This is a genomic window from Rhodococcus sp. H36-A4 (assembly GCF_027158005.1).
GTDB lineage: Bacteria > Actinomycetota > Actinomycetes > Mycobacteriales > Mycobacteriaceae > Rhodococcoides.
Genome location: NZ_JAPVLQ010000004.1, coordinates 43,432 through 64,649, shown reverse-complemented (window position 1 = coordinate 64,649; position 21,218 = coordinate 43,432). Strand labels below are relative to the sequence as shown.

General features: G+C 60.7%; 21 protein-coding genes and 1 tRNA gene. 11 read left to right on the top strand and 11 right to left on the bottom strand.

Going from position 1 to position 21,218, the window contains the following annotated elements; all coding sequences use genetic code 11:
• Nucleotides 1–78 precede the first annotated feature (78 nt).
• Nucleotides 79–1,050, top strand: coding sequence for an AraC family transcriptional regulator (locus O1W68_RS12135; RefSeq protein ID WP_269303865.1), 972 nt, complete (start codon nt 79–81; stop codon nt 1,048–1,050).
• A gap of 26 nt (nt 1,051–1,076) precedes the next feature.
• Nucleotides 1,077–1,199 carry a hypothetical protein gene (locus O1W68_RS12130; protein ID WP_269303864.1) on the top strand — a complete coding sequence of 41 codons (123 nt, stop codon included), beginning with the start codon at nt 1,077–1,079 and terminating at the stop codon, nt 1,197–1,199.
• A 161-nt stretch (nt 1,200–1,360) separates the two neighbouring features.
• Here the strand turns inward: O1W68_RS12130 and O1W68_RS12125 are convergent, their stop codons facing one another.
• Nucleotides 1,361–2,017: a helix-turn-helix transcriptional regulator gene (locus O1W68_RS12125; RefSeq protein WP_269303862.1), complete on the bottom strand. Its 657-nt coding sequence runs from the start codon at nt 2,015–2,017 to the stop codon at nt 1,361–1,363.
• Between the two features lie 35 nt (nt 2,018–2,052).
• Nucleotides 2,053–2,478, bottom strand: a complete 426-nt coding sequence (locus O1W68_RS12120) for a group III truncated hemoglobin (protein WP_269303860.1) — start codon at nt 2,476–2,478, stop codon at nt 2,053–2,055.
• 46 nt (nt 2,479–2,524) lie between these two features.
• On the opposite strand from O1W68_RS12120, the gene O1W68_RS12115 reads away from it, so the two are divergent.
• Together O1W68_RS12115 and O1W68_RS12110 are read left to right on the top strand one after the other, a co-directional pair.
• Complete coding sequence (locus O1W68_RS12115; protein ID WP_269303859.1) at nt 2,525–3,688, top strand: DUF2249 domain-containing protein; 1,164 nt, start codon at nt 2,525–2,527, stop codon at nt 3,686–3,688.
• Complete coding sequence (locus O1W68_RS12110) at nt 3,646–4,176, top strand: hypothetical protein (protein ID WP_269303857.1); 531 nt, start codon at nt 3,646–3,648, stop codon at nt 4,174–4,176. The genes O1W68_RS12115 and O1W68_RS12110 overlap by 43 nt, the downstream gene beginning before the upstream one ends.
• Before the next feature lie 92 nt (nt 4,177–4,268).
• On the opposite strand, the gene O1W68_RS12105 is transcribed toward O1W68_RS12110, so the two are convergent.
• A tRNA-Leu gene (locus tag O1W68_RS12105) sits at nt 4,269–4,345 on the bottom strand.
• A 117-nt stretch (nt 4,346–4,462) separates the two neighbouring features.
• Here O1W68_RS12105 and O1W68_RS12100 point away from each other — a divergent pair.
• Entirely contained in the window at nt 4,463–5,074 is a 612-nt protein-coding gene (locus tag O1W68_RS12100) for an ANTAR domain-containing response regulator (protein ID WP_269303855.1), read from the top strand.
• 194 nt (nt 5,075–5,268) lie between these two features.
• The gene (locus tag O1W68_RS12095; protein WP_269303853.1) at nt 5,269–6,606 is read left to right on the top strand and encodes an ABC transporter substrate-binding protein; all 1,338 of its coding nucleotides are present in this window, start codon (nt 5,269–5,271) and stop codon (nt 6,604–6,606) included.
• 146 nt (nt 6,607–6,752) lie between these two features.
• Here O1W68_RS12095 and O1W68_RS12090 read toward each other — a convergent pair whose 3' ends face one another.
• Genes O1W68_RS12090 through O1W68_RS12075 form a run of 4 tightly spaced genes read right to left on the bottom strand, consistent with a single transcriptional unit; the run spans nt 6,753 to nt 10,908 of the window.
• The gene (locus tag O1W68_RS12090; protein ID WP_269303852.1) at nt 6,753–7,559 is read right to left on the bottom strand and encodes an ABC transporter ATP-binding protein; all 807 of its coding nucleotides are present in this window, start codon (nt 7,557–7,559) and stop codon (nt 6,753–6,755) included.
• Nucleotides 7,556–8,617 (bottom strand): ABC transporter ATP-binding protein, encoded by a 1,062-nt coding sequence (locus O1W68_RS12085; protein WP_269303851.1) that lies wholly within the window; start codon nt 8,615–8,617, stop codon nt 7,556–7,558. Before O1W68_RS12085 ends, O1W68_RS12090 begins: the two co-directional genes overlap by 4 nt.
• Nucleotides 8,610–9,599 carry a branched-chain amino acid ABC transporter permease gene (locus O1W68_RS12080; protein ID WP_084346533.1) on the bottom strand — a complete coding sequence of 330 codons (990 nt, stop codon included), beginning with the start codon at nt 9,597–9,599 and terminating at the stop codon, nt 8,610–8,612. Before O1W68_RS12080 ends, O1W68_RS12085 begins: the two co-directional genes overlap by 8 nt.
• A gap of 4 nt (nt 9,600–9,603) precedes the next feature.
• Complete coding sequence (locus tag O1W68_RS12075) at nt 9,604–10,908, bottom strand: branched-chain amino acid ABC transporter permease (protein ID WP_442972363.1); 1,305 nt, start codon at nt 10,906–10,908, stop codon at nt 9,604–9,606.
• A 284-nt stretch (nt 10,909–11,192) separates the two neighbouring features.
• On the opposite strand from O1W68_RS12075, the gene polA reads away from it, so the two are divergent.
• Nucleotides 11,193–13,925, top strand: coding sequence for a DNA polymerase I (gene polA / locus O1W68_RS12070; RefSeq protein WP_442972362.1), 2,733 nt, complete (start codon nt 11,193–11,195; stop codon nt 13,923–13,925).
• Between the two features lie 75 nt (nt 13,926–14,000).
• Here polA and trxA read toward each other — a convergent pair whose 3' ends face one another.
• The 3 genes from trxA to O1W68_RS12055 form a co-directional block, all read right to left on the bottom strand.
• Complete coding sequence (gene trxA, locus O1W68_RS12065; RefSeq protein WP_269303849.1) at nt 14,001–14,378, bottom strand: thioredoxin; 378 nt, start codon at nt 14,376–14,378, stop codon at nt 14,001–14,003.
• A 91-nt stretch (nt 14,379–14,469) separates the two neighbouring features.
• Nucleotides 14,470–15,468, bottom strand: coding sequence for a GlxA family transcriptional regulator (locus tag O1W68_RS12060; RefSeq protein ID WP_269303848.1), 999 nt, complete (start codon nt 15,466–15,468; stop codon nt 14,470–14,472).
• A 186-nt stretch (nt 15,469–15,654) separates the two neighbouring features.
• Nucleotides 15,655–16,179, bottom strand: a complete 525-nt coding sequence (locus O1W68_RS12055) for a 2'-5' RNA ligase family protein (protein WP_186628437.1) — start codon at nt 16,177–16,179, stop codon at nt 15,655–15,657.
• Between the two features lie 20 nt (nt 16,180–16,199).
• Here O1W68_RS12055 and O1W68_RS12050 point away from each other — a divergent pair, with 20 nt between their 5' ends.
• The 4 genes from O1W68_RS12050 to O1W68_RS12035 all read left to right on the top strand — a co-directional run bounded on the left by O1W68_RS12050 (nt 16,200) and on the right by O1W68_RS12035 (nt 20,135).
• Nucleotides 16,200–17,288 carry an isocitrate/isopropylmalate dehydrogenase family protein gene (locus tag O1W68_RS12050; RefSeq protein WP_269303846.1) on the top strand — a complete coding sequence of 363 codons (1,089 nt, stop codon included), beginning with the start codon at nt 16,200–16,202 and terminating at the stop codon, nt 17,286–17,288.
• A gap of 165 nt (nt 17,289–17,453) precedes the next feature.
• Complete coding sequence (locus tag O1W68_RS12045; RefSeq protein WP_269303844.1) at nt 17,454–18,368, top strand: ABC transporter substrate-binding protein; 915 nt, start codon at nt 17,454–17,456, stop codon at nt 18,366–18,368.
• 40 nt (nt 18,369–18,408) lie between these two features.
• Nucleotides 18,409–19,377, top strand: coding sequence for an amino acid ABC transporter permease (locus tag O1W68_RS12040; protein ID WP_269303843.1), 969 nt, complete (start codon nt 18,409–18,411; stop codon nt 19,375–19,377).
• A 5-nt stretch (nt 19,378–19,382) separates the two neighbouring features.
• Complete coding sequence (locus O1W68_RS12035) at nt 19,383–20,135, top strand: amino acid ABC transporter ATP-binding protein (protein ID WP_084346526.1); 753 nt, start codon at nt 19,383–19,385, stop codon at nt 20,133–20,135.
• On the opposite strand, the gene O1W68_RS12030 is transcribed toward O1W68_RS12035, so the two are convergent.
• Nucleotides 20,132–20,989 (bottom strand): class I SAM-dependent methyltransferase, encoded by an 858-nt coding sequence (locus tag O1W68_RS12030; protein WP_269303841.1) that lies wholly within the window; start codon nt 20,987–20,989, stop codon nt 20,132–20,134. The genes O1W68_RS12035 and O1W68_RS12030 overlap by 4 nt on opposite strands.
• Nucleotides 20,990–21,218 lie beyond the last annotated feature (229 nt).

Genomic DNA, 21,218 nt, shown 5'->3' with positions numbered 1-21,218 from the left:
ATCTGCCGGTCCAGGACTTTCTATGACTCAGGATCGCTGTTTCATGCTCGATCGTCCAAGTTGGGTTACGGTCGGTGTATGCGAGGAGAAGATCCGTGGAGATCGTCGGACCCGTTGGGTGAGGCGCTGCATTTTCTCCGGATGACGGGCACGTTCTACTGCCGATCCGAGCTGTCCGAGCCTTGGGGCCTCGAGATGCCGTTGATGGAGGACTGCCTGTGGTTCCATGTCGTCACCAGTGGAAGATGCCTGCTCAGCGTCGAAGGTACTCAACCACGTTATTTGGTTCCCGGTGAGTTCGCTCTGATACCACACGGTCTCGGGCACATGCTGTCCAGCGATGTCGATGCGGTGAAGGATGCGCCCATGGTCCATGACCTACCGCACGACTACGTCAGCGATCGGTACGCGGTCATTCAACACGGGAGTGGGGGCGCGGCAACAACATTGGTCTGTGGTGCAGTACGTCTCGACCACCCGTCGGCGGCTCGATTGATCCGATCGCTTCCACCTCTGGTCGTCGTCGAATCCGCGCCGTCGCTACACCTGTCGTGGATGTACAGCACGCTCGGTTTGGTCGCTGATGAGGCGCGGCAATGTCGGCCCGGGGGAGAGGCAGTCATTACTCGGTTGTCGGACATCCTTGTCATACAGGCACTTCGGTCATGGATCGAACATGATTCAGCGGCGAAGGTCGGTTGGCTCGGTGCACTGCAGGATGTAAGCATCGGGCCCGCATTGGCTTTGATTCATCGAGAACCCGACCATCGATGGACGGTCGCGTCTTTGGCTACAAGGGTGTCGATGTCGAGGTCGGCATTCTCAGCGAGATTTACGTCGATGGTCGGCGAATCGCCTATGCATTATCTTGCGGAGTGGCGAATGCGGAGCGCTCATGATGCTCTTCGGTCCCATGATGTCTCCGTGGCGGAACTGGCCAAACGTAGCGGCTACCAATCCGAAGCAGCATTTTCGAGAGCATTCAAACGAATGCTCGGCGTCTCGCCGGGAAGCGTTCGACGCCGTGTCGACGTCTCGCTGGTGCCGTGACCGATTCGACGGATCAAAGTCACGAAATGCCTGTCCTGAGTCTGATCCCGGCGAACGCAGGCGCGCTCGACGAACCTGAGCTCGGTCAGTCGGTCACCGGGCGGTCGACATATCCGGTGGTGTGTTGTGTGTCCGCACTGCACTGGTAGTAGACCCACTTGGCGTCCGAGGTACCGGCGGGATCATCGAACCGGTGAGTGACACGCTCCGCACATAATGTGCCTGCGCCTCTGTCATGGCAACGAAGATTGCTAGGTATGTACATGGCCCCACCATAAGCCCTATCCGCAAGCCCGTTTACCAGGCGTTTTTAGGTATGGCTTATTCGTCTCGTCCCTGTGATCACGCACAGGTCGGGTTGCACGAAGGGGAGCAGCGCTACGTTCGGGCTGCTGTCTCCTTCGATCTCGAGGATTCGTTCGATCAGGCCGCGGTGCACCGAACACACCACTTGTGGATGCGCCGTCGCCGAATCACGAAACGGACAGGCTCGCAATTCGATCGTTCCCTCGGCGTCGGTGTGAGGGTCGAAGCCGAGTTGATCGAGGACCGTCAGCAGATCGGCGCTGTTCGTTCCGGGCGCCGTGTTCTGAGCGACGAGGTCGTCCGCCCACTGTCTCCCTGCATCTTCCGCACTCGCGCGGCCACCGTCCGCGTGCGTTGCCAACGCCTCGGCCAGTACGTCGATCAGTTGTACTTGCGAACTCTCGCTGCGCACCACTGGCGTCACTGTGTAGAAAGTTCGGGGTCGTCCGCGACGCTTCTCCGAGACCGGCTGGCGCCGAACCATTCCAGTGCCTTCGAGATGGTCGAGATGAAACCGAACAGTGGTGACATGTAGGTCGATGCTGGTGGCTATGCTCAGCGCGTCGAGAGGAACGCAAGACTCGACGAGCATGTCGAGTATCTGCCGCCGCGTTTCGGATGCGAGCGCGGCGTGATGGGCGTTGTCGCTCCGATCAGCCATTGTTTGAAAGTATCACTATCCGCTAAATTCAGACATCACCGACCCGCTTGGACGCTGCGCGTACTCACGGATTCGTTCTCGCGACGTGAACTCGCTTGAAGCCGTCGATGAATCGAGTAGGCGATCCGGCGCGCCTGGGTCTTGGCTGCCTCGGCCTTCTGTCCGGCGAAGCTCTCGTCTACGTTGGCGACCCAGATTTCGAGCCACCTGTCGAAGTGTTCCTGCTCCAGCGGGAACTTGTCGTTCAGTGCAACGTGAAGTTGGAACGCGTTGCGCTTGTACTTGCCCGCGCGAAACAGCACTGTTTCCCAGAAGTCGCACATGATCGGCAGGTGATGGTCTAGATCCATCACCGCGATCTCGGTGAATATCGGACCGATCAACGGATCGGCGAATGCTCGTTCGTAGAACTCGCCGACCATGGTCTCGACGTCGTGCCGGTCTTTCAAGTCTCGCATCATGCTGTCGATCCTAGGTGATTAAAAAGCATTGTGATACTTTCTATTCATGGAAGCGGCAACCCACACGTTGGTAACCAAAAATACCGATGACGCGCAGCAGGTGCGTCCGGTCGAGAAGGACAAGGTCAAGACTCGCCGTGTCTTCAAGGGGCCGGGAGTGACGATGATTCGTTTGAGCATCGATTCCGGTGCCGTGATGACCGAGCACACTGCGGCGGTACCCATTGTGTTGCAGTCTATTTCAGGAAATGCCGTGATCGAGGTCGGTGGCGAACGGATCGACATGTCGGCCGGGGCGATAGTTCATGTCGATGCACACGTACCGCACTCTGTCGAAGCGATCACCCCAGCTCACCTACTGCTCCTCTTGCTCGAACGGGCTCCGTCCGAGAAGGCGAAGACACCAGACGCCATCCAGGAGCCGGCGCGATCCGATGTGGTCCTCGCCAGCACCGGTGCCGATGCCGCCGCCATCGAAGCAGTCCTGGATCGGCACGCTGAAGTATCCGGCGCGCTGTCCGGCTACGCGACGCGTGTGATCGACGCCGCGATCGCGGGGGATCAGGGCTCGGCCGTCGGGACTCGTATCGAACTCCTCGCGTGGTGCAGCGGTCCGTTGGCCGATCTCCTCGACGCCGAGGCAGCAGATTTCGGTCGGGCTTTGCGCGAGATCGACGAGGCATTGGCAGATCGAGTCGTCCACGAGCGCGACGCGGTCGTTGCATCGAGCCTCCGAGTAGCGCAAACGCAGTCCGCCGCGGAGGGCGCTGCCGAGGTCGCAGGTCTGCGGGTACACCTCGGCCAGTACCTGCGTACCTATGAAAGTCGCGTGCTGCCTGCTCTCGCCCAGTCGAAAAGGGCATTGGCGGCTCTGTGGGCGACGGTCGAAGCCCAGACGTCGACTGTCGCTGCAGGAGAAGGCCATGCGGCAACCGATCATGTCTGCGAATGCGGTGTCGTGGACGAGCCGGAGTTGCCCGAACTCGATGTGCGCACCGTTCCACATGCCATCCGTCACGCTACCGTTTTCGGCGCCCTCGATGCCCTCCATGCCGGGGCGGGGATGATTCTGATCGCGCCACATGATCCGCTGCCCTTACTCGCTCAGATCGAGCAACGGACGCCCGGGCGGTTCGAGGTCAGTTACCTCGAGCGTGGACCGCAAGCGTGGCGACTGCAGCTGTCCAACACGGCCTCGCACGACAGATGAAGGTAGACGCCCTACGTGTCACTTACGTTCTGGGCGTGTGCTTCGTCATCGCCGGTGGGCTCGTCGCTGCGGTGACGGGCCCACTGGACCTGGAGCGAGGTAGTTGGCTCGCGGCGTATTCGGTATTGGTGTGCGGTGTCGCACAATGCGCGCTAGCGGTCGGCCACACGGTAACCGGCGCCCCCGCTCCGACGTCGCAGCTGTCATGGATTCGGCTGGTCGGCTGGAATTTGGGCAATTTGCTGGTGATTGTCGGTGCGCTACTTCAGGTTCCGATCCTCGTCGATATCGGGGCGGTCCCGTTGGTGATCGCGTTGGTGCTCACTCTTCGGTCGACCCGGAACGCTCGTCGGTGGATACCTGCGGTGGGCTATCGCCTGGTACTTCTCGTACTGATCGTGAGCATCCCGATCGGAGTGACTCTGAGTCACGCTCGGGCTGCAACGGCGTCTGCCGAACCCGCTCATGCCGCGATGGAATCCTGGTAATCGGTATGGCACCCGGTGCGGGGAAAGGCACTGGGCGAAACACGACACCCGGGCGGGTGTCGGTTCACAATCTATCTTCGACCTGTACTACGTGGTGCCCTCGGTGAGACTCGAACTCACACTGGACGGGTTTTGAATCCGTTTCCTCTGCCAATTGGGATACGAGGGCTGGCATCTTCGAGCAACGATTGACGAGTCTAGAAGATGCGCCGCGCGGGTGTTGCACCGGTACCCTTCAAGGGCTCGAGCACTGACGGGCGATGACTGTCGAAGGAGACTGGTACGTATGAATGCTCCTGTTGCGCAAGGTAGTGGCAAGCCCGCACTTCGTGTCGTAGTTGCCGAGGACGAATCTCTGATTCGCCTCGACCTCGTGGAAATGCTTCGCGAGGAAGGATACGAGGTGGTGGGTGAGGCGGCCGACGGTCAACGGGCGGTGGATCTGGCCATCGAACTTCGACCCGATCTGGTGATCATGGATGTGAAGATGCCTCGTCGCGACGGCATAGACGCTGCCTCGGAGATTGCCGAGAAGCGCATTGCGCCTGTGGTGATCCTGACTGCATTCAGTCAGCGAGAACTCGTCGAGAAGGCGCGGGATGCGGGTGCCATGGCATATCTGGTGAAGCCGTTCTCGAAGGCCGATCTGATACCGGCCGTCGAACTCGCGGCCAGTCGATACACGGAGATCTCTTCGCTGGAGAGCGAGATCGTCGATCTGCAGGAGCGACTCGAGACGCGGAAGCTGATCGAGCGCGCGAAAGGCAAGTTGATGGAGTCTCAGTCGCTGACCGAGCCTGCGGCGTTCAAGTGGATTCAGCATGCGGCGATGGACCGTCGTACGACGATGAAAGCCGTGGCGCTCATCATCATCGAGACTCTTGACAGCACGGCTTAAGCGGAGGTTTTCGGCTTCGGTGGAGTGCTCAGGCTACGGCCACGTAAAACTTTTGACCGTCAGGTCACAGTAAGGTCACGAGCCTCGTTCTCGCTGATCGCAAATCGCTTCGGACAGCTAGCGTCTGATCCACACAAGAGCCTCATATGACTCAGGTGTGCTTCATAGCGATGAGCAAACCAAGGAGACCCTAGATGGCAAAACGGACCTACGTCCGCACGGCTGCGGTGTTGGGCGCTGCATCATTGGCACTGTTCGGATGTTCCTCGAACGACGATTCGAGTTCGAGTGACAGCATCAGCGCCGCCGGTGGCGGAAGCTCGGCAGCAGAAGAGACAGTCTCGACCGACTGCACGCCTGAAGTGGCCACTGCGGGCGCAACGCCTGTCACCACTCCGCTTGTCGTGGGAACTCTGCTCCCGGAGACCGGAACTCTAGCGTTTCTCGGGCCGCCTGAGGTTGCAGGTGTCCAACTCGCCATCAACGACGTGAACGAGGCCGGTGGAGTGCTCGCCCAGCCCGTCCAGCTCATCCCAGGCGACTCTGGTGACACGACCACCGATACTGCAACGACGACCGTCGACCGTCTGCTCGCTGGCGGCTCCGACGTCATCATCGGTGCAGCGTCGTCGTCGGTGTCCCTCAAGGTCATCGACAAGATCGCCAGTGCAGGCGTCGTCCAGTTCTCACCGGCCAACACATCCGATCAGTTCGTCTGCTACCCCGACAAGGGGCAGTACTTCCGTACCGCACCGACCGACGTGCTGCAGGCACAGGCGCTCTCGAAGCTCATCGCCGAGGACGGCGCACAGCGCGTGTCCATTCTCGCGCTGAACGATCCCTACGGAACGGGCCTCGCCAGCAACACCGTCGATAACCTCGAGGCTGCAGGTATTCCGTCGGATCAGATTCAGAAGATCATCTACGATCCCAACGCACAGTCCTTCAACGCCGAGGTCGACGACGTCAAGACCTTCGCACCCGATGCCGTGGCCATCATCGGCTTCGAGGAGTCAGCGAAGATCATCACCCGTATGCACGAGGTCGGCATCGGACCGTCCGACGGAATGGCTGTCTTCGGCGTCGACGGCAACATGGGTAACGCACTCGGCGAATCCGTGGCAAAGCCGTTGCTGGAGACGATGAGAGGCACGACGCCGCTCACCGACGTCGGCTCTGCATTCCAGGACCGACTCAAGGCCATCAACCCGGCCCTGGTGGACTTCAACTACGCAGGCGAGTCCTACGACGCGGTGGTGATCTCGGCGCTGGCAGCCGAGGCCGCAAAGTCGACCGCAGGTACCGATATCGCGGCGAACATCAACGCAGTCACCAAGGGCGGCGAGAAGTGCACGACCTTTGCCGAGTGCCTTCCGCTGGCAAAGGCCGGAACCGACCTCGACTACGACGGAATTACCGGTGCGCTGAACTTCACCGATGGTGGCGAACCCGCCACCGGTTCCTACGGCAACCTGGTCTTCGGGCCGGACAACACACTGACCACCGATGGATTCATCGTCGTTGGTGAGTGATCGGTAGTACTTTAGAAAAGAGCGACCAGGCAACGAGTTTCAACTCGGCGCCTGGTCGCTCTTTTCGCGGCGTCGGCATGGCGAGCACTGCACCCCCGTACCAGAACTTCGAGTACGGGGGTGCAGTCGAATGCGGGTGTGTGTGGTTACTTCTCCTTGCTTCCTGCCAACGTTCCGAGGTACAGCTCGATCACCTTCGGGTCGTTCATCAGATTGGTCCCGGTGTCGGTGTAGGCATTTCGGCCCTGATCGAGGACATAGCCGCGGTCGCAGATCTGAAGACACCGTCGCGCGTTCTGCTCGACCATGATTATCGAGACGCCTGCCGCATTGATCTTCTTGCAGCGGATGAACACTTCGTCCTGGAACATCGGCGACAGGCCCGCCGACGGCTCGTCGAGCAGCAGTACCGATGGTTCCATCATGAGCGCGCGACCCATCGCGACCATCTGGCGTTCACCGCCGGACAGTGCGCCTGCCTTGACCCTTTTGCGCTCACCCAGGAGTGGGAAGAGTTCGCTGACGAACTCGAAACGTTCCGCGAACTTTTTGGGACGCAAATAGATTCCCATTTCGAGATTCTCTTCGATGGTCAGCGACGGGAAGACGTTCTGCGTCTGCGGAACATATCCGACGCCTTTCGTCACCAGGACGTGCGCTTGCGCCGAAGTAATGTTGTCACCGCGTAGCCTGACCGAACCTTCGCGAACGGGAATCAGCCCGAACAAAGTCTTCAGAAGTGTCGACTTACCTGCCCCGTTGGGCCCGATGATGCCGACGATCTCGCCGTCCCGAAGGAAGAAGTTGCAGTCGCTGAGGATGTTGACGCCGGGAATGTATTCCGCAACCAGATTGTCGGCTCGCAGAAGCGCGCCTTCGGCCAGCCGAGCATGCTCTGCCGGGGTTGCGGCAAATTCTGCGGCGGTCAACTTTTGCGTACCGGGTTCGCTCATGTGTCGTCTTCCTCCTTGCCATTCTTGCCAGCGGCAGCAGAGCCCGGAACGACGTCCGGAGCGAAAAATTCGGGTTCCGACAGGTCACCGCCGGCCTCGAGCTCTTCGGCCTCGGCCTGCGCGAGTGCTTCGGCCAGTTCGGCGGTCGCACCGACGGGATTGCCGTTCTCGTCGAATTCCAGCGCCTGGTCGTGGTGACTTCCCAGATACGCGTCGACGACCGCGCCATTGTTCGACAGCTCCTCGGGCGTCGATTCGGCGATGACGCTGCCCTGTGCCATGACGACGACCCAGTCGCTGATATCTCGGATGACGTCCATATCGTGTTCGACGAACACCACGGTCATTCCGTCGTCGCGCAATGATTTGATATGCCCCAACAGGCTTTGTGTGAGAGCAGGATTGACACCTGCCATCGGCTCGTCGAGCATCACCACAGCCGGGTCGGTCATGAGCGCGCGGGCCATCTCGAGCAGTTTGCGCTGCCCGCCCGACAATGAGCCGGCGAGATCGTCTGCCTTGGCGTCGAGCTTGAATCGAGCCAAGAGATCCTGGGCGCGCTCGGTGATCTCCCGTTCCTGGGCTTTCCACGTCCATGGCATCAACGTGTTGAGAATGCGTTCCCCCTTCTGACCGGTAGCGCCGAGGCGGACATTGTCCAGGACAGTGAGCTTCGAGAGCGCCTTCGTCAGCTGAAATGTGCGCACGACGCCTTTGCGGGCAACCTGATGCGGATGCATCTTCCCGAGCGACTGGCCATCCATCGACCAGGTGCCGGTGTCGGGTCGATCGAAACCGGTCAGCAGATTGAACAGGGTGGTTTTACCTGCGCCGTTCGGACCGATGAGTCCGGTGATGCAGCCGCGCTGAATCTCGAGGTGGGCAACATCGACCGCCTTGAGCCCGCCGAACGTCCGTGAGACGCCGTCGACGACCAGGGTTGGGTCGGGCTTCGGTGCGCCGGGAGTGCTCGGTACGCCTGCGAACAGTGCCGTTCGTTCTTCGGAACTGAGAGCTTTGGCAGCGCGTGCGGCCAAAGTCGATGAGGTGTCAGGCATTGAGTTGGACCTCTCGCTTGTTCCCGAGAATACCCTGGGGTCTGAAGACCATCAGTACGGCGATCAGGATCCCCAACAGCACGAATCTAGTCGCACCGACCTGCTGCTCGCTGAGGTCGAGCAGAGGATCGGGGCCGGTGATCGCCTGGCGAAGGATGGCGTCGGGGATCGATAGTAGGAACCAGAACAGCATGGCACCGAGCACCGGTCCGAACACCGTCGCGGCACCGCCGAGAATCAGAGCTCCGAATGCGAAGAATGTCTGCGCGGTGGAGTAGAAGTCCGGGTTGATGGATTTGGTCTGCAATGCGTTGAACACACCACCCATGCCGCCGATGACACCGCCCATGACGAGGGCCTGCATCTTGTAGACGAACACGTTCTTACCCAATGAACGCGCAGCGTCCTCGTCTTCGCGCACGGCCTTGAGGACGCGGCCCCACGGGCTGTGTGTCAGCAGGTATACGAAGCCGCACAGAACGAGTACGAGCGTCCAACCCACCACCATCGACCACAGGTCGTCGCCATAGAATTTGACGCCCAGGAACGAGTACTGCTTCCCCGAGTCGAAGGGGCTCAGCGATGTGAACGGATCAGCGAAACCGAACAGTCCGTTGGTCGATGCGGTCACCGAATCCGTTGCGGTCGAGCGGAAGACGAGTCTGAGTATCTCCGAGGCCGCGATCGTGACGATAGCGAGATAGTCAGCCCGCAGCCGGAGCGTCGGGATACCGAGGACGAGAGCGAGAAGTCCGGCCGCACCGAGACCGACGAGAATACCGACCCACAGCGGCTGCTGATAGGTGACCGTCATGATGCCGACGCCGTATCCGCCGAGCAGGGCGAACCCGATCTGGCCGAAGTTGAGAAGTCCCGCATAACCGAAGTGCAGGTTCAAGCCGATGGCAAGTAGTGCATAGAAGATTGCGGACGGACCGATCAGCTGCGCGAGTGAAACTTGAAGAGCCGCGAGAATATCCATCAGTTCACCCGATCCTTTGTCGCGAGCCGAGTATGCCCTGAGGTCTGACGACGAGGATGAGAATCAAGACGAGCAGGCCTCCGATGTATTTGAGATCGGGATTGATGAACATCGTCGACCACTGCACGAGCAGCCCCACGATCACGCAGCCGAGGAGCGCCCCGTATGCAGTTCCGAGCCCGCCGAGGGTGATGCCTGCGAACATGAGGAGTAGCAGCTTGAAACCCATCTCCCATTGCACGCGACCGCCGAGTTCGGACAATCCGAACAAAACGCCACCGAGAGCAGCGAGCCCGCCGCCCATGCACCAGACGAATGTCACGACGCGTTCTACATTGATGCCCGACGACGCCGCGAGGTCGCGGTTGTCCGCGACGGCGCGCATGGCTTTGCCGATACGAGTGCGTTGCAACATGAGCGCGACGCCGACGAGCACGACGATGCTGATGATGATGCATGCCAGATTGACGTTGGTGATGGCGAACGGACCCCATTCGTTCTGAGTCTGAGCCTGGTAGTCGTCGAAGGGCTCGGCGCGGTCGGAGAAGAAGATGAGGATCAGGTACCGCAGCGCGATCGCAAGGCCGATGGACACCACCAGTTGTGCGATCAGACCGGTCTTGCGTTTTCGCAGTGGTCTCCAGATGGCCGCGTTGTTGAGCCATCCGATGGCGACGCCGACGATGACGGCCAGGATCGTGGCATAGATCAGTTGAATACCCACGCTGACGTTGAACACCCAGGCAGCTACGGCCCCGAGAGTGACCAGTTCGCCGTGCGCGAAGTTGGTCAGGCCGGTGGTGCCGAAGATCAGACTCAGACCCACTGCAGCGAGGGCGATGACGAGACCGAAACGGAAGCCGTCGACCGTAGTCCTGATGAATTTCTCGTAGAAGGGAAGCTCATTGGAGGTGCGGGCTTCACCGAACGAAAAGATCACGGCGTTCGTGCGTCCAGCTGCAATCTCGCGCTGCACCTCGCCCTGAACGCTGACCCCGTCGGGAAGCGTCTCGGAGTCGACCTCGAAAGTGTATGACCCTGGGGATAATTCGAGGGTCCAGCGGCCACCTTTCTCGGATGTCGTTCGAGCGACCTCGTCGCCGGTCGAATCGCGCGCCAGCACGTCGACATCGGTCAGGCGTTCGCCACCGTTGTTGAGGCTGCCACTGACCGGAACGGCGTCGGCTGCAGTTGGTTGAGATACCGACGACGGTGGGGGAGTCGGCGTCGGTTCCTGGGCCAGCGCGGTGCCACCGAACGTCACGGCGGCTATGGATCCGAGGATCGCCAGGAGGAGGGCTTGTTTGATGAAGCGAAGCGGGGTTCGGCTGCGATGCCGAAGTCGAATCTTCCTACGGGTCCATCGAACAATTGGGGCCACGCACGTCCTCCGGACGGTTGTCGGTTGAGCCTCGAGACCTCGGCTGCTGCAATTGTGGGACTTTAACTGTTGAAAGCGCACGAAATCGGAGTCTTGAATTTCCGGAAAGTATCGTTTGTGTTTCGAACTACCCGGTCGGTGGTTCGGGCCGGGAGTCGCATCCACTGACGCGGTGTCGGAGCCTCTACTTAGACTGGTCAACCGTGAGCCCCATAACCGAGCACAGCGCAGCATCGAAACCCTCGACCGGCAGTTCCGCCGACGGTGAGCAGCCGACGCTGTTGCTGATCGACGGTCACTCCATCGCCTTTCGCGCCTTCTTCGCGCTGCCTGTGGACAACTTCAAGACCACCAGCGGCCAGACCACCAACGCGGTGTACGGGTTCACCTCCATGCTGATAAACCTCCTTCGAGACGAGAAGCCGACGCATATCGCGGCGGCGTTCGATGTGTCTCGGCAAACGTTCCGAGCTGAGCGGTTCCCGGCCTACAAGGCGAACCGAAGTAAGACGCCCGACGAGTTCGCCGGTCAGGTGGACATCACCAAGGACGTCCTCGGTGCCATGGGCATCCCGGTGATGGCTGAAGCCGGGTTCGAAGCAGACGACATCATCGCGACATTGGTGACTCAAGCGGAAGCACTCGGTTATCGGATCCTCGTGGTGACGGGTGACCGAGACGCGCTGCAGCTCGTCACCGACAACGTGACTGTGCTGTATCCGAAGAAGGGTGTCTCCGAGCTCACTCGGTTCACCCCGGAAGAGGTCACCACCAAATACGGCCTCACGCCGGCGCAGTATCCGGATTTCGCTGCACTGCGTGGAGACCCCAGTGACAACCTCCCCGGTATCCCCGGTGTCGGCGAGAAGACGGCTACCAAGTGGATCGTCGAGTACGGCTCGCTGGAAGAGCTCGTCAACAACGTCGACAAGGTCAAGGGCAAGGTGGGTGACGCGTTGCGGGCCAACCTGTCCGGCGTGGTGCTCAACCGCGAACTCACCGAGATGGTGCGTGACGTTCCACTTCCGTATACGCCGGATCAGTTGGAGCTGGCGCCGTGGGATCGCGAGAGGATCCATGCACTGTTCGACGATCTCGAGTTTCGAGTGTTGCGCGATCGGTTGTTCGACACCCTGTCCTCCACGGAACCCGAAGCCGAAGAAGGCTTCGACGTGCGTGGTGGCACCGTCCCAGTGGGTGAGCTCGCACAGTGGCTCGCGACTCACGCCTCCACGGGGGAGCGTCACGGCCTCTCGGTCGTCGGCCCGAGACGACCGTTCGACAGCGATGCGCTGTCGATCGCGATAGCCGCATCCGACGGCGAAGGTGGCTTCGTCGATACCAGCTCTTTGGATCCATCGGACGAGCAGGCACTTGCGGCATGGTTGGCCGATGCCGGTCAACCGAAAGCGCTCCACGAAGCAAAATGGGCAATCCACGCTTTGCGTGGTCGCGGTTGGACCTTGGGCGGCTTGACCAGCGACACGGCACTTGCCGCGTACCTTGTCCGACCGGGTCAGCGGTCGTTCAACCTCGACGACCTGTCGCTGCGGTATCTCAAGCGCGAACTGCGCGTCGAGGATTCCGTCGAAGGCCAGCTTTCACTGCTCGATACCGAGGATGTCGCGGAAGCGGCTGTCGCAGAGGGCGAGATACTGCGCGCGCAAGCGGTTCTGGATCTTGCTGCCGCACTGGACGACGAGTTGGCGGCGATCGAATCGAGTTCACTGCTCTCGGAGATGGAACTACCGCTTCTGTCCTTGCTCGCAGACCTCGAGGCGACCGGCATCGCTGTCGACGACGCGCACCTCGGTGAGCTGCAGAGCCAGTTCGCGGACAAGGTGAGTGAAGCCGCCAATGCTGCCTACGAGGTCATCGGCAAGCAGATCAACCTCGGTTCCCCGAAACAGCTGCAAGTGGTGCTGTTCGACGAGCTCGAAATGCCGAAAACCAAAAAGACCAAGACCGGTTACACCACTGATGCCGATGCGCTGCAAGGACTGTTCGAGAAAACCGAGCATCCCTTCTTGAAGTTCCTGCTCGATCACCGTGATGCGACACGCATGAAGGTCACCGTGGACGGGTTGCTCAAGTCGATCGCCGACGACGGTCGAATCCACACCACGTTCAATCAGACCGTTGCAGCCACCGGCCGGTTGTCCTCAACCGATCCGAACCTGCAGAACATTCCGGTTCGAAACGAGGCCGGACGCCACATCAGAGACGGGTTCGTCGTGGGCGAGGGGTTCAGCACTCTCCTGACCGCTGACTACAGTCAGATCGAGATGCGAATCATGGCCCACGTGTCCGGCGACGCCGGCCTCATCGAGGCGTTCAACACCGGTGAAGACCTGCACAGTTTCGTAGGCTCGCGCGCGTTCGGCGTGCCCATCGAGGACGTCACCCCCGAACTACGCCGACGTGTGAAGGCCATGTCCTACGGACTTGCGTACGGACTCAGTGCTTTCGGCTTGGCCGCGCAGTTGAAGATTTCGACAGAAGAGGCCAAAGCGCAGATGGAGGCCTACTTCTCGAGATTCGGTGGGGTTCGGGACTATCTGCGAAACGCCGTCGAAGAGGCACGAAAGGTCGGGTACACATCGACGCTCTACGGCCGCAGGCGTTACCTACCCGACCTCAACAGTGACAACCGTCAACGTCGTGAGGTTGCCGAGCGCGCTGCGCTCAATGCGCCGATTCAGGGAACTGCAGCTGACATCATCAAGGTGGCGATGATCGACGTTCACAACTCTTTGGCGGAATCGGGTCTGCGATCGCGAATGTTGTTGCAGGTTCACGACGAACTGGTCCTCGAGGTCGTCGAGTCCGAGCGTGAACAGATCGAGCACTTGGTTCGCGACAAAATGTCCTCGGCCATCGAGCTTTCCGTTCCGCTCGAGGTGTCTGTCGGCACCGGAGCGAGCTGGGACCAGGCTGCGCACTGAATAGTCGACTGCATGCAGGAACGATAAAAGCCGGTCGCGTAAGCGACCGGCTTTTATCGTTCTTCCAGGAATGAGCTATTCGGCCGGAGCGTCGGCTTTCTGCTCTTCTACCTGTGCTTTCACCACGTCCATGTCGAGCGCCTTGATCTGTACCACCAGATCTTCCAGGGCTGCTGCAGGCAGTGCACCCGGCTGTGCGAACACCAGAATTCCCTCGCGGAACGCCATGATCGTGGGAATCGACTTGATGTTGGCAGCAGCGGCGAGTCCCTGCTCTGCTTCGGTATCCACCTTGGCATGCACCACGTCGGGATGCTCCTCGGAGGACTTCTCGAAAGTCGGTGCGAACTGGCGACACGGGCCGCACCAGGACGCCCAGAAATCGACGAGCACGACGTCATTTCCTCCGACGATGTCGTCGAAGTTCTGCTGAGTCAAAGTCTGTGTAGCCACGCCTGCCCTTTCATCGGTGTTTTCGTTCTCTAGAGTCCCTCAACGCAACACTGTGCCGAAAGCTTCCCGAACCTGCAGACCGGCCCCGCAGTCAAGCCGGTTGTGGTGACGCGCGGAACGTTCGACGATAAGAATTGGGTGTCGTGCACCGCACACGCACGAAATGCTGACGCATCACCGCTGCGTTGCCGAACCCGACGCGTTCGGAGATGACGTCTATCGACAGATCCGAATCTTCGAGTAGGTGCTGAGCCGCCAGAACACGTTGGTCGTTGAGCCACCGGGCGGGAGTGGTCCCGGTCTCGGCTTGAAACCGGCGCGCGAAAGTCCGGGCGGACATGTTGACCCGCGCAGACAGTTTCTGCACCGATAGGTCGTCGCCGAGGTTCTCCGTCATCCAGTCCAGCAGCGGAGCAAGCGTTTCGGTCTCGGTGGTGGGCAGCGGAGTGGTGACGAACTGGGCCTGCCCGCCGTCACGGTGCGGTGGTACGACCATGCGGCGAGCTATCCCGTTGGCAACCTTGCTGCCCTGCTCTTTGCGAACGATATGGAGGCACAAGTCGATTCCGGCTGCGGTGCCTGCGCTGGTGAAAACATTGCCGTCGCCCACATAGAGAACGTCCCGGTCGACCTCGGCAAGCGGATACTCGGCGGCAAGCCTGGCCGAGGTGCGCCAATGCGTCGTACATCTTCGTCCGTCGAGAAGCCCAGCCTTGCCGAGCACGAATGCGCCGTTGCACAGGCTGGCGACGCTGGCACCGCGTGCAACCGCGGCACGCAACTTGACGAGCAGCGGCTCGATCGAGGCGTCGTACTCGCTGGTGCACAGGTAGCTGCCGTCCTCCGACGGGTAGGTGCCCCCAGCCGGAACGACGATCAGATCGGCCTCGTCGAGCTGTGACAGGTCGTGGGGAACATCGATGGTGAAGCCGAAACGGGTCCGGATGGGTTCGGCCACACCGGCGATGATCGAGAAGTCGTAAGTAGGTAGACCCTCGTCGGATCTGTCGAAGCCGAAGACCTCGCATGCCACTCCGAGTTCGAACTGCTCGGTCAGCGGCAGGAGTGGTACGACTACTCGTTTCAGCACAAAACCAAGTATGGCAGAAAACCGAGGTAACGTGTCATAACCGCCACTGTTGTACGAGATCGCGTGGCAGCAGGCTTGCCGCATGACCATTGCACTGCTCATCCTGGCTGTTCTGGCGGTGATCCACGGGGCGATATCCTTCGGATACTCTCCCGACACACACCGGGAGGAGAGCCAATTCGGTGACTACCGGTTCTGACGGACGATCCATTCGCGCTTCTCTTCGCCGTCCCAACGTCTCAACGCCGACGTGGTCCCGACGAGATCGGGCTGCGCAGAATCGAGACGAAGCAGAGCCTCGGCCAGTTCGATGCGAGTCATACGTCGTGCGAGCGTGACGTGCGGAGTCCATTTTCCGGGTGCGGTATGCGAACGAGAACCGTCCGCATCGCCTACCACCTCTGATGCGCGCGCGTGAAGATCGATGAGTCTCCTCGACGGCACGACCAGTCGAGCCAACGTCGCGTGTCTGCCACGGAAGACCACGAATGCACCAAGTCTGACGGGCATGTCGACCAGAAGGTATTCGTCGTGCACCCGGGTGTCGAACTCGTTCATCTCGTCGGCAACCGACAACGTGATGTGTGGACGATTCGAGATGCCCTTGTGCCTGCCTTGGCTGGGTAGGTCTGCGTCGAGCAGCAGTTGCCATTCCCGTCTGACGGCGGCGTCGAGCGTGTCGTCGAGGAGCAATTCCAATGACTGGACCATAGTGAGTCATGATGTCTCACATGGCGTACGAAGAGGCTCGGACACTGCGAATCGGGTCGATGCTCGGCGACGGGATCGGCCACGAGATCGTGCCTGCCGCGATGCGCGTCGTCGACGCCGCAGTGGGCGCGGAGACGTCGCTGCGGGTCGAGTGGGTCGAACTACCTCTCGGACGTGAGGCGATCGACTCGCACGGAACACCGATCCCGGACTCGACACTCGAAGAGTTGGCGACACTGGACTCGTGGATTCTCGGGCCGCACGACAGTGCGTCCTACCCGGAGCCCTTTCGTTCGCAGCTCACGCCCGGTGGGGTGGTGCGCAAAAAGTTCGATCTGTTCGCCAATATCCGTCCTGCGCGTGCGTACCCGGACGTTCGGGCGCTGTCACCGGAGATGGACCTCGTCGTTGTCCGCGAAAACACCGAAGGCTTCTACGCCGACCGAAACATGTTCCTCGGTAGCGGGGAGTTCATGCCGACACCCGACGTTGCACTCGCCGTCGGAGTCTTCACCCGTACCGCCTGCGAACGGATTGCGCGCGAGGCTTTCGCGTTGGCGCGCACGCGCCGCAAGCACGTCACCATCGTGCACAAGACGAATGTTCTGTCGATGACGACGGGTCTGTTTCGCGATGCCTGCCGAACCGTCGCCGAGGACTTCCCGGATGTCACCGTAGACGAGGAACACATCGACGCCCTGGCCGCTCATCTCGTCAGGCGGGGTGGCGATTTCGACGTGATCGTCGCCGAGAACATGTTCGGTGACATCCTTTCCGATCTTGCCGGAGAGCTGTCCGGGTCCCTGGGAATGGCGCCGTCACTCAATTCCTCGGAGTCCAAAGCAATGGCCCAAGCCGCCCACGGCTCGGCTCCGGACATCGCAGGCAAAAACGTCGCGAATCCGGCCGCGTTGTTTCTCTCGTCCGCGATGCTGCTCGATTGGCTCGGCGATCACAGCGGCGACAATCGGCTTCGTCATGCCGCCAAGCGCATCCGACATGCGGTAGAGGGCACCCTCGGCTCCGGCGTAGCTACGGCAGATCTCGGCGGCAGGGCATCGACGAGCGAGTTCACCGAGACCGTGGTCGCCAGAACCTTGCGTGTCTGAGCGACGCACAAGAGAATATGGCCGAACGGAAACGACGCCGTACGCTCGACCCCCGCGTTACTGTTCGATTACCTGCACTACATAGGTGACAGCTGTCGTCTAAGTTCGTATCTCTGGCAACATCGCACGCCGCGATGTCCTGTTTCGATTTCTGGAGGCATTCTCTTGTTTGCACGCTCGTATTCGAGGCCCGCGCGAATCATTCTGGCGCTCAGTGGTGCCGGGGCCCTTCTGCTGACGGCATGCGCTCAGAACACCGAGGACGGAGGCGCTCCGGCCGCCGACGAGAAGACAGCGGTGGAGATCAGTGAGGTGGCCGAAGTTGCCGCGACGCTCCCGCAGAAGAACCAGGACTCCGGCAAGTTGGTCGTCGGCGTCAACGTTCCTTACTCGCCTAACGAGTTCAAGGACGCCTCCGGCAAGATCATCGGATTCGATGTCGACCTGATGGATGCCGTCGCAGGTGTTCTGGGAGTAACCGCCCAGTACGAGGAGGCCGACTTCGATCGGATCATTCCGTCGGTGCAGGCCGGAACCTACGACTTGGGTATGTCGTCGTTCACCGACACCAAGGAACGTGAAAACTCCGTCGACTTCACGACGTACTTCAACGCCGGCACTCAGTGGGCGCAGCAAGCGGGCGGCAAGGTCGACCCCACCGACGCGTGCGGTCTCAAGGTGGCAGTCCAGACGACGACGATTCAGGACCAAGAAGAAGTTCCGGCCAAGAGCGAAGCGTGCGTGGCAGCGGGGAAGCCCGCCATCGACATTCTGAAGTTCGACAGCCAGGACGACGCAGTCAACGCACTTGTGCTGGGCCGTGTCGACGCCATGTCCGCGGACTCGCCTGTAACCGCCTACGCAATCAAGCAGACCGGTGACAAGCTCGAAGCTGCAGGTGAGGTCTTCGACTCCGCTCCGTACGGTTACCCGGTTGCCAAGGGTTCACCGCTTGCCGCTTCGCTGCAGCAGGCAGTCCAGTACCTCATCGACAATGGTCAGTATCAGACGATTGCCGAGAATTGGGGCGTCGAAGCAGGCGTATTGGAAACGGCGCAGATCAACGGCGCAGTCAACTGACGCACAACGTGGCTTCACTGTCTTGTCGAAAGGACTTCGTGTGACTGACTCGGCCTCGTCCGGCTCACCGATCGTACTGAGCAGGGAACCGACGCCGATCAAGGCGATTCCGCTGCGCCACCCGGGACGATGGGTCGCCGCGATCATCGTCATCGTTTTGTTCGGGCTCTTTGTGTACGGCGCCGCGACCAACTCCGCGTATAGCTGGGGTACCTACGGTCGCTACCTGTTCGATAGCAGGATCGGCAACGGTGTGTGGATCACAGTTCAATTGCTGGTTTATTCGATGGTGATCGCTGTAGTCCTGGGCGTCGTGATCGCTGTGATGCGGTTGTCTCCCAACCCGGTTCTCCGAAGTGCTGCATGGATCTACCTGTGGATCTTCCGCGGAACGCCGATCTACGTTCAGCTCACCTTCTGGGGCCTGGTGCCGGTCATCTACAAGAACGTCGCTCTGGGCATCCCGTTCACCGTTCAGGTTGCCGAATTCAACCTCCAGTCGCTGTATTCCGCATTTTGGTTCGCAGTGATCGGCCTTGCGTTGAACGAGGCCGCCTATATGGCAGAAATCGTACGGGCGGGCATCAATTCGGTGGGCGAGGGCCAGTTCGAAGCGTCGAAGGCGCTCGGCATGACGTGGTCCCAAACCATGCGTCGGACGGTCTTACCGCAGGCTATGCGCGTGATCATTCCGCCGACCGGTAACGAGGTCATCAGCATGCTCAAGACCACATCGCTGGTTATCGCTATTCCGTTCACCGGTGAACTGTACGGGCGGGCGCGTGACATCTCGGGCGTGAACTTCGAACCAGTCCCTCTGCTCCTAGTCGCGTCGACGTGGTACTTGCTGATGACCAGCATTCTGATGGTCGGTCAGTATTATCTCGAGCGTCACTATTCGAAGGGCGTGTCGCGAACCTTGACGAATCGTCAACTGCAGGCTCTCGCTGATGCCCAAGGCGGCAAGCCGCTGATGGCGCCGCGTTCCTCCGAGGGTGGTGCGATGTGAGTCCCATGGTCAAGGCCGACCAGGTGTGCAAGAGCTTCGGTGCGCTACGGGTTCTCAACGGGATCTCGCTCGAAATCGACAAGGGCCAGGTCCTGTGCATGGTGGGGCCTTCGGGTTCGGGAAAGTCGACATTTCTGCGGTGCATCAATCACCTCGAGCAGGTCAATGCAGGCCGCCTCTACGTGGACGACGAACTGGTCGGGTACGAGGAGAAGAACGGCAAGCTCTACGAACTCCATCCGAAGAAGGCCGCCAAACAGCGCAGCGACATCGGTATGGTCTTCCAGCATTTCAATTTGTTTCCGCATCGAACGGCGCTCGAAAACATCATCGAAGCTCCGACTCAGGTCAAGAAGATCAAGAAGAAGGACGCGACCGCACGGGCAATGGAGCTCTTGGACCGGGTCGGGCTCAGTGAGAAGTCGGGCGCGTATCCGGCTCAGCTCTCCGGTGGCCAACAGCAGCGCGTTGCCATTGCGCGGGCCCTCGCCATGGATCCGAAGCTGATGCTGTTCGACGAGCCGACCTCAGCCCTCGATCCCGAACTGGTCGGCGAGGTCCTCGGTGTGATGAAGCAACTCGCCAAGGACGGTATGACGATGATCGTCGTCACCCACGAGATGGGTTTCGCACGGGAAGTCGCAGATCAGCTCGTCTTCATGGACGCCGGAGTGGTCGTGGAAACCGGGGAACCGCGGTCGCTGCTCGCGAACCCGCAACACGATCGCACCAAGCTGTTTCTGTCCAAGCTGCTCTAGTCGGGCTTCCTGCAGCTGAAGATAGCGGTGCCCGGAAAAAGTTGTCCACGGAGCGGACTCCACTGTCCCCACTCCTGATCGAGCCATTCGGGCCAGTCGGGTTCGATGATGTCGCGCACTTCGAGGCCTGCTGCGACGATCTCGCGGACTCGATCGCCGATCGTGCGGTGGTGCTCGACGTACGTTGGTGTGCCCTCGCTGTCGAACTCGACATACGGCGTTCGGTCGAAGTACGGGATGGATGCGGTCAACCCGGCTTCCCCCGGGTCATCCGGAAAGATCCATCGCATCGGGTGGTTCACGGCGAATACCCAGATTCCACCCGGTGCGAGGATTCGCGCGACCTCGGCCATCACGTTCGCTGAGTCGGCGACGAAGGGCACCGCCCCGAACGCAGAGCAGGCAATGTCGAAACTTTCGTCCGCGAAGGGTAAAGACTCTGCGCTCGCCTGGATCAGCGGCACAGATGTGCCCCCGGCGGCCATCGCGTCGAGTCCCCGAGCAAGCATTCCCGCGGAGATGTCGAGACCGACGGCATGTGCGCCGTGCGCGGCAAGCCAGCGGGCGCACGGCGCTGATCCGCAGCCCACCTCGAGGATGCGCTTGCCGGATATCTCACCGAGGAGGTGGACGTCGCCCTCGTGTAGTCCTTCCGGGCACCAGACGAATTCGCCCTGCTCGGTTCCGACACCGAGGAACTCGCCGTGCGTGCGGTGATACTCGTCCGCATCCGAATCCCACCACGAGCGGCTTGCTCGATCGCTGGCCTGGGAGCTGAGCCTTCCGCGACCAGGGTGAATCGGTAACTGTGGTTCCGCCGGTGGGGTGTTTGGAGGGAGCGAACTATCGTTCATCGACGACACGTTAGTCGGGTTTGCCGCAGTGTGATCATCTCGCGTACCCTGTTGGACGCGAGTGTGTACATGCTGCGGGCCAGCGCTGTTCGAGCGTCCGATTCTCGGACTCGAAAACAATGCCGGGTGCAGCGGTTCTGCAGAACCTTTTCGGGAACATTCTTGTCTGCCGTTTGTTCCACTGACTGGATCCACAGTTCAGCACTTGTTCCAACACTCGTTTCACAGT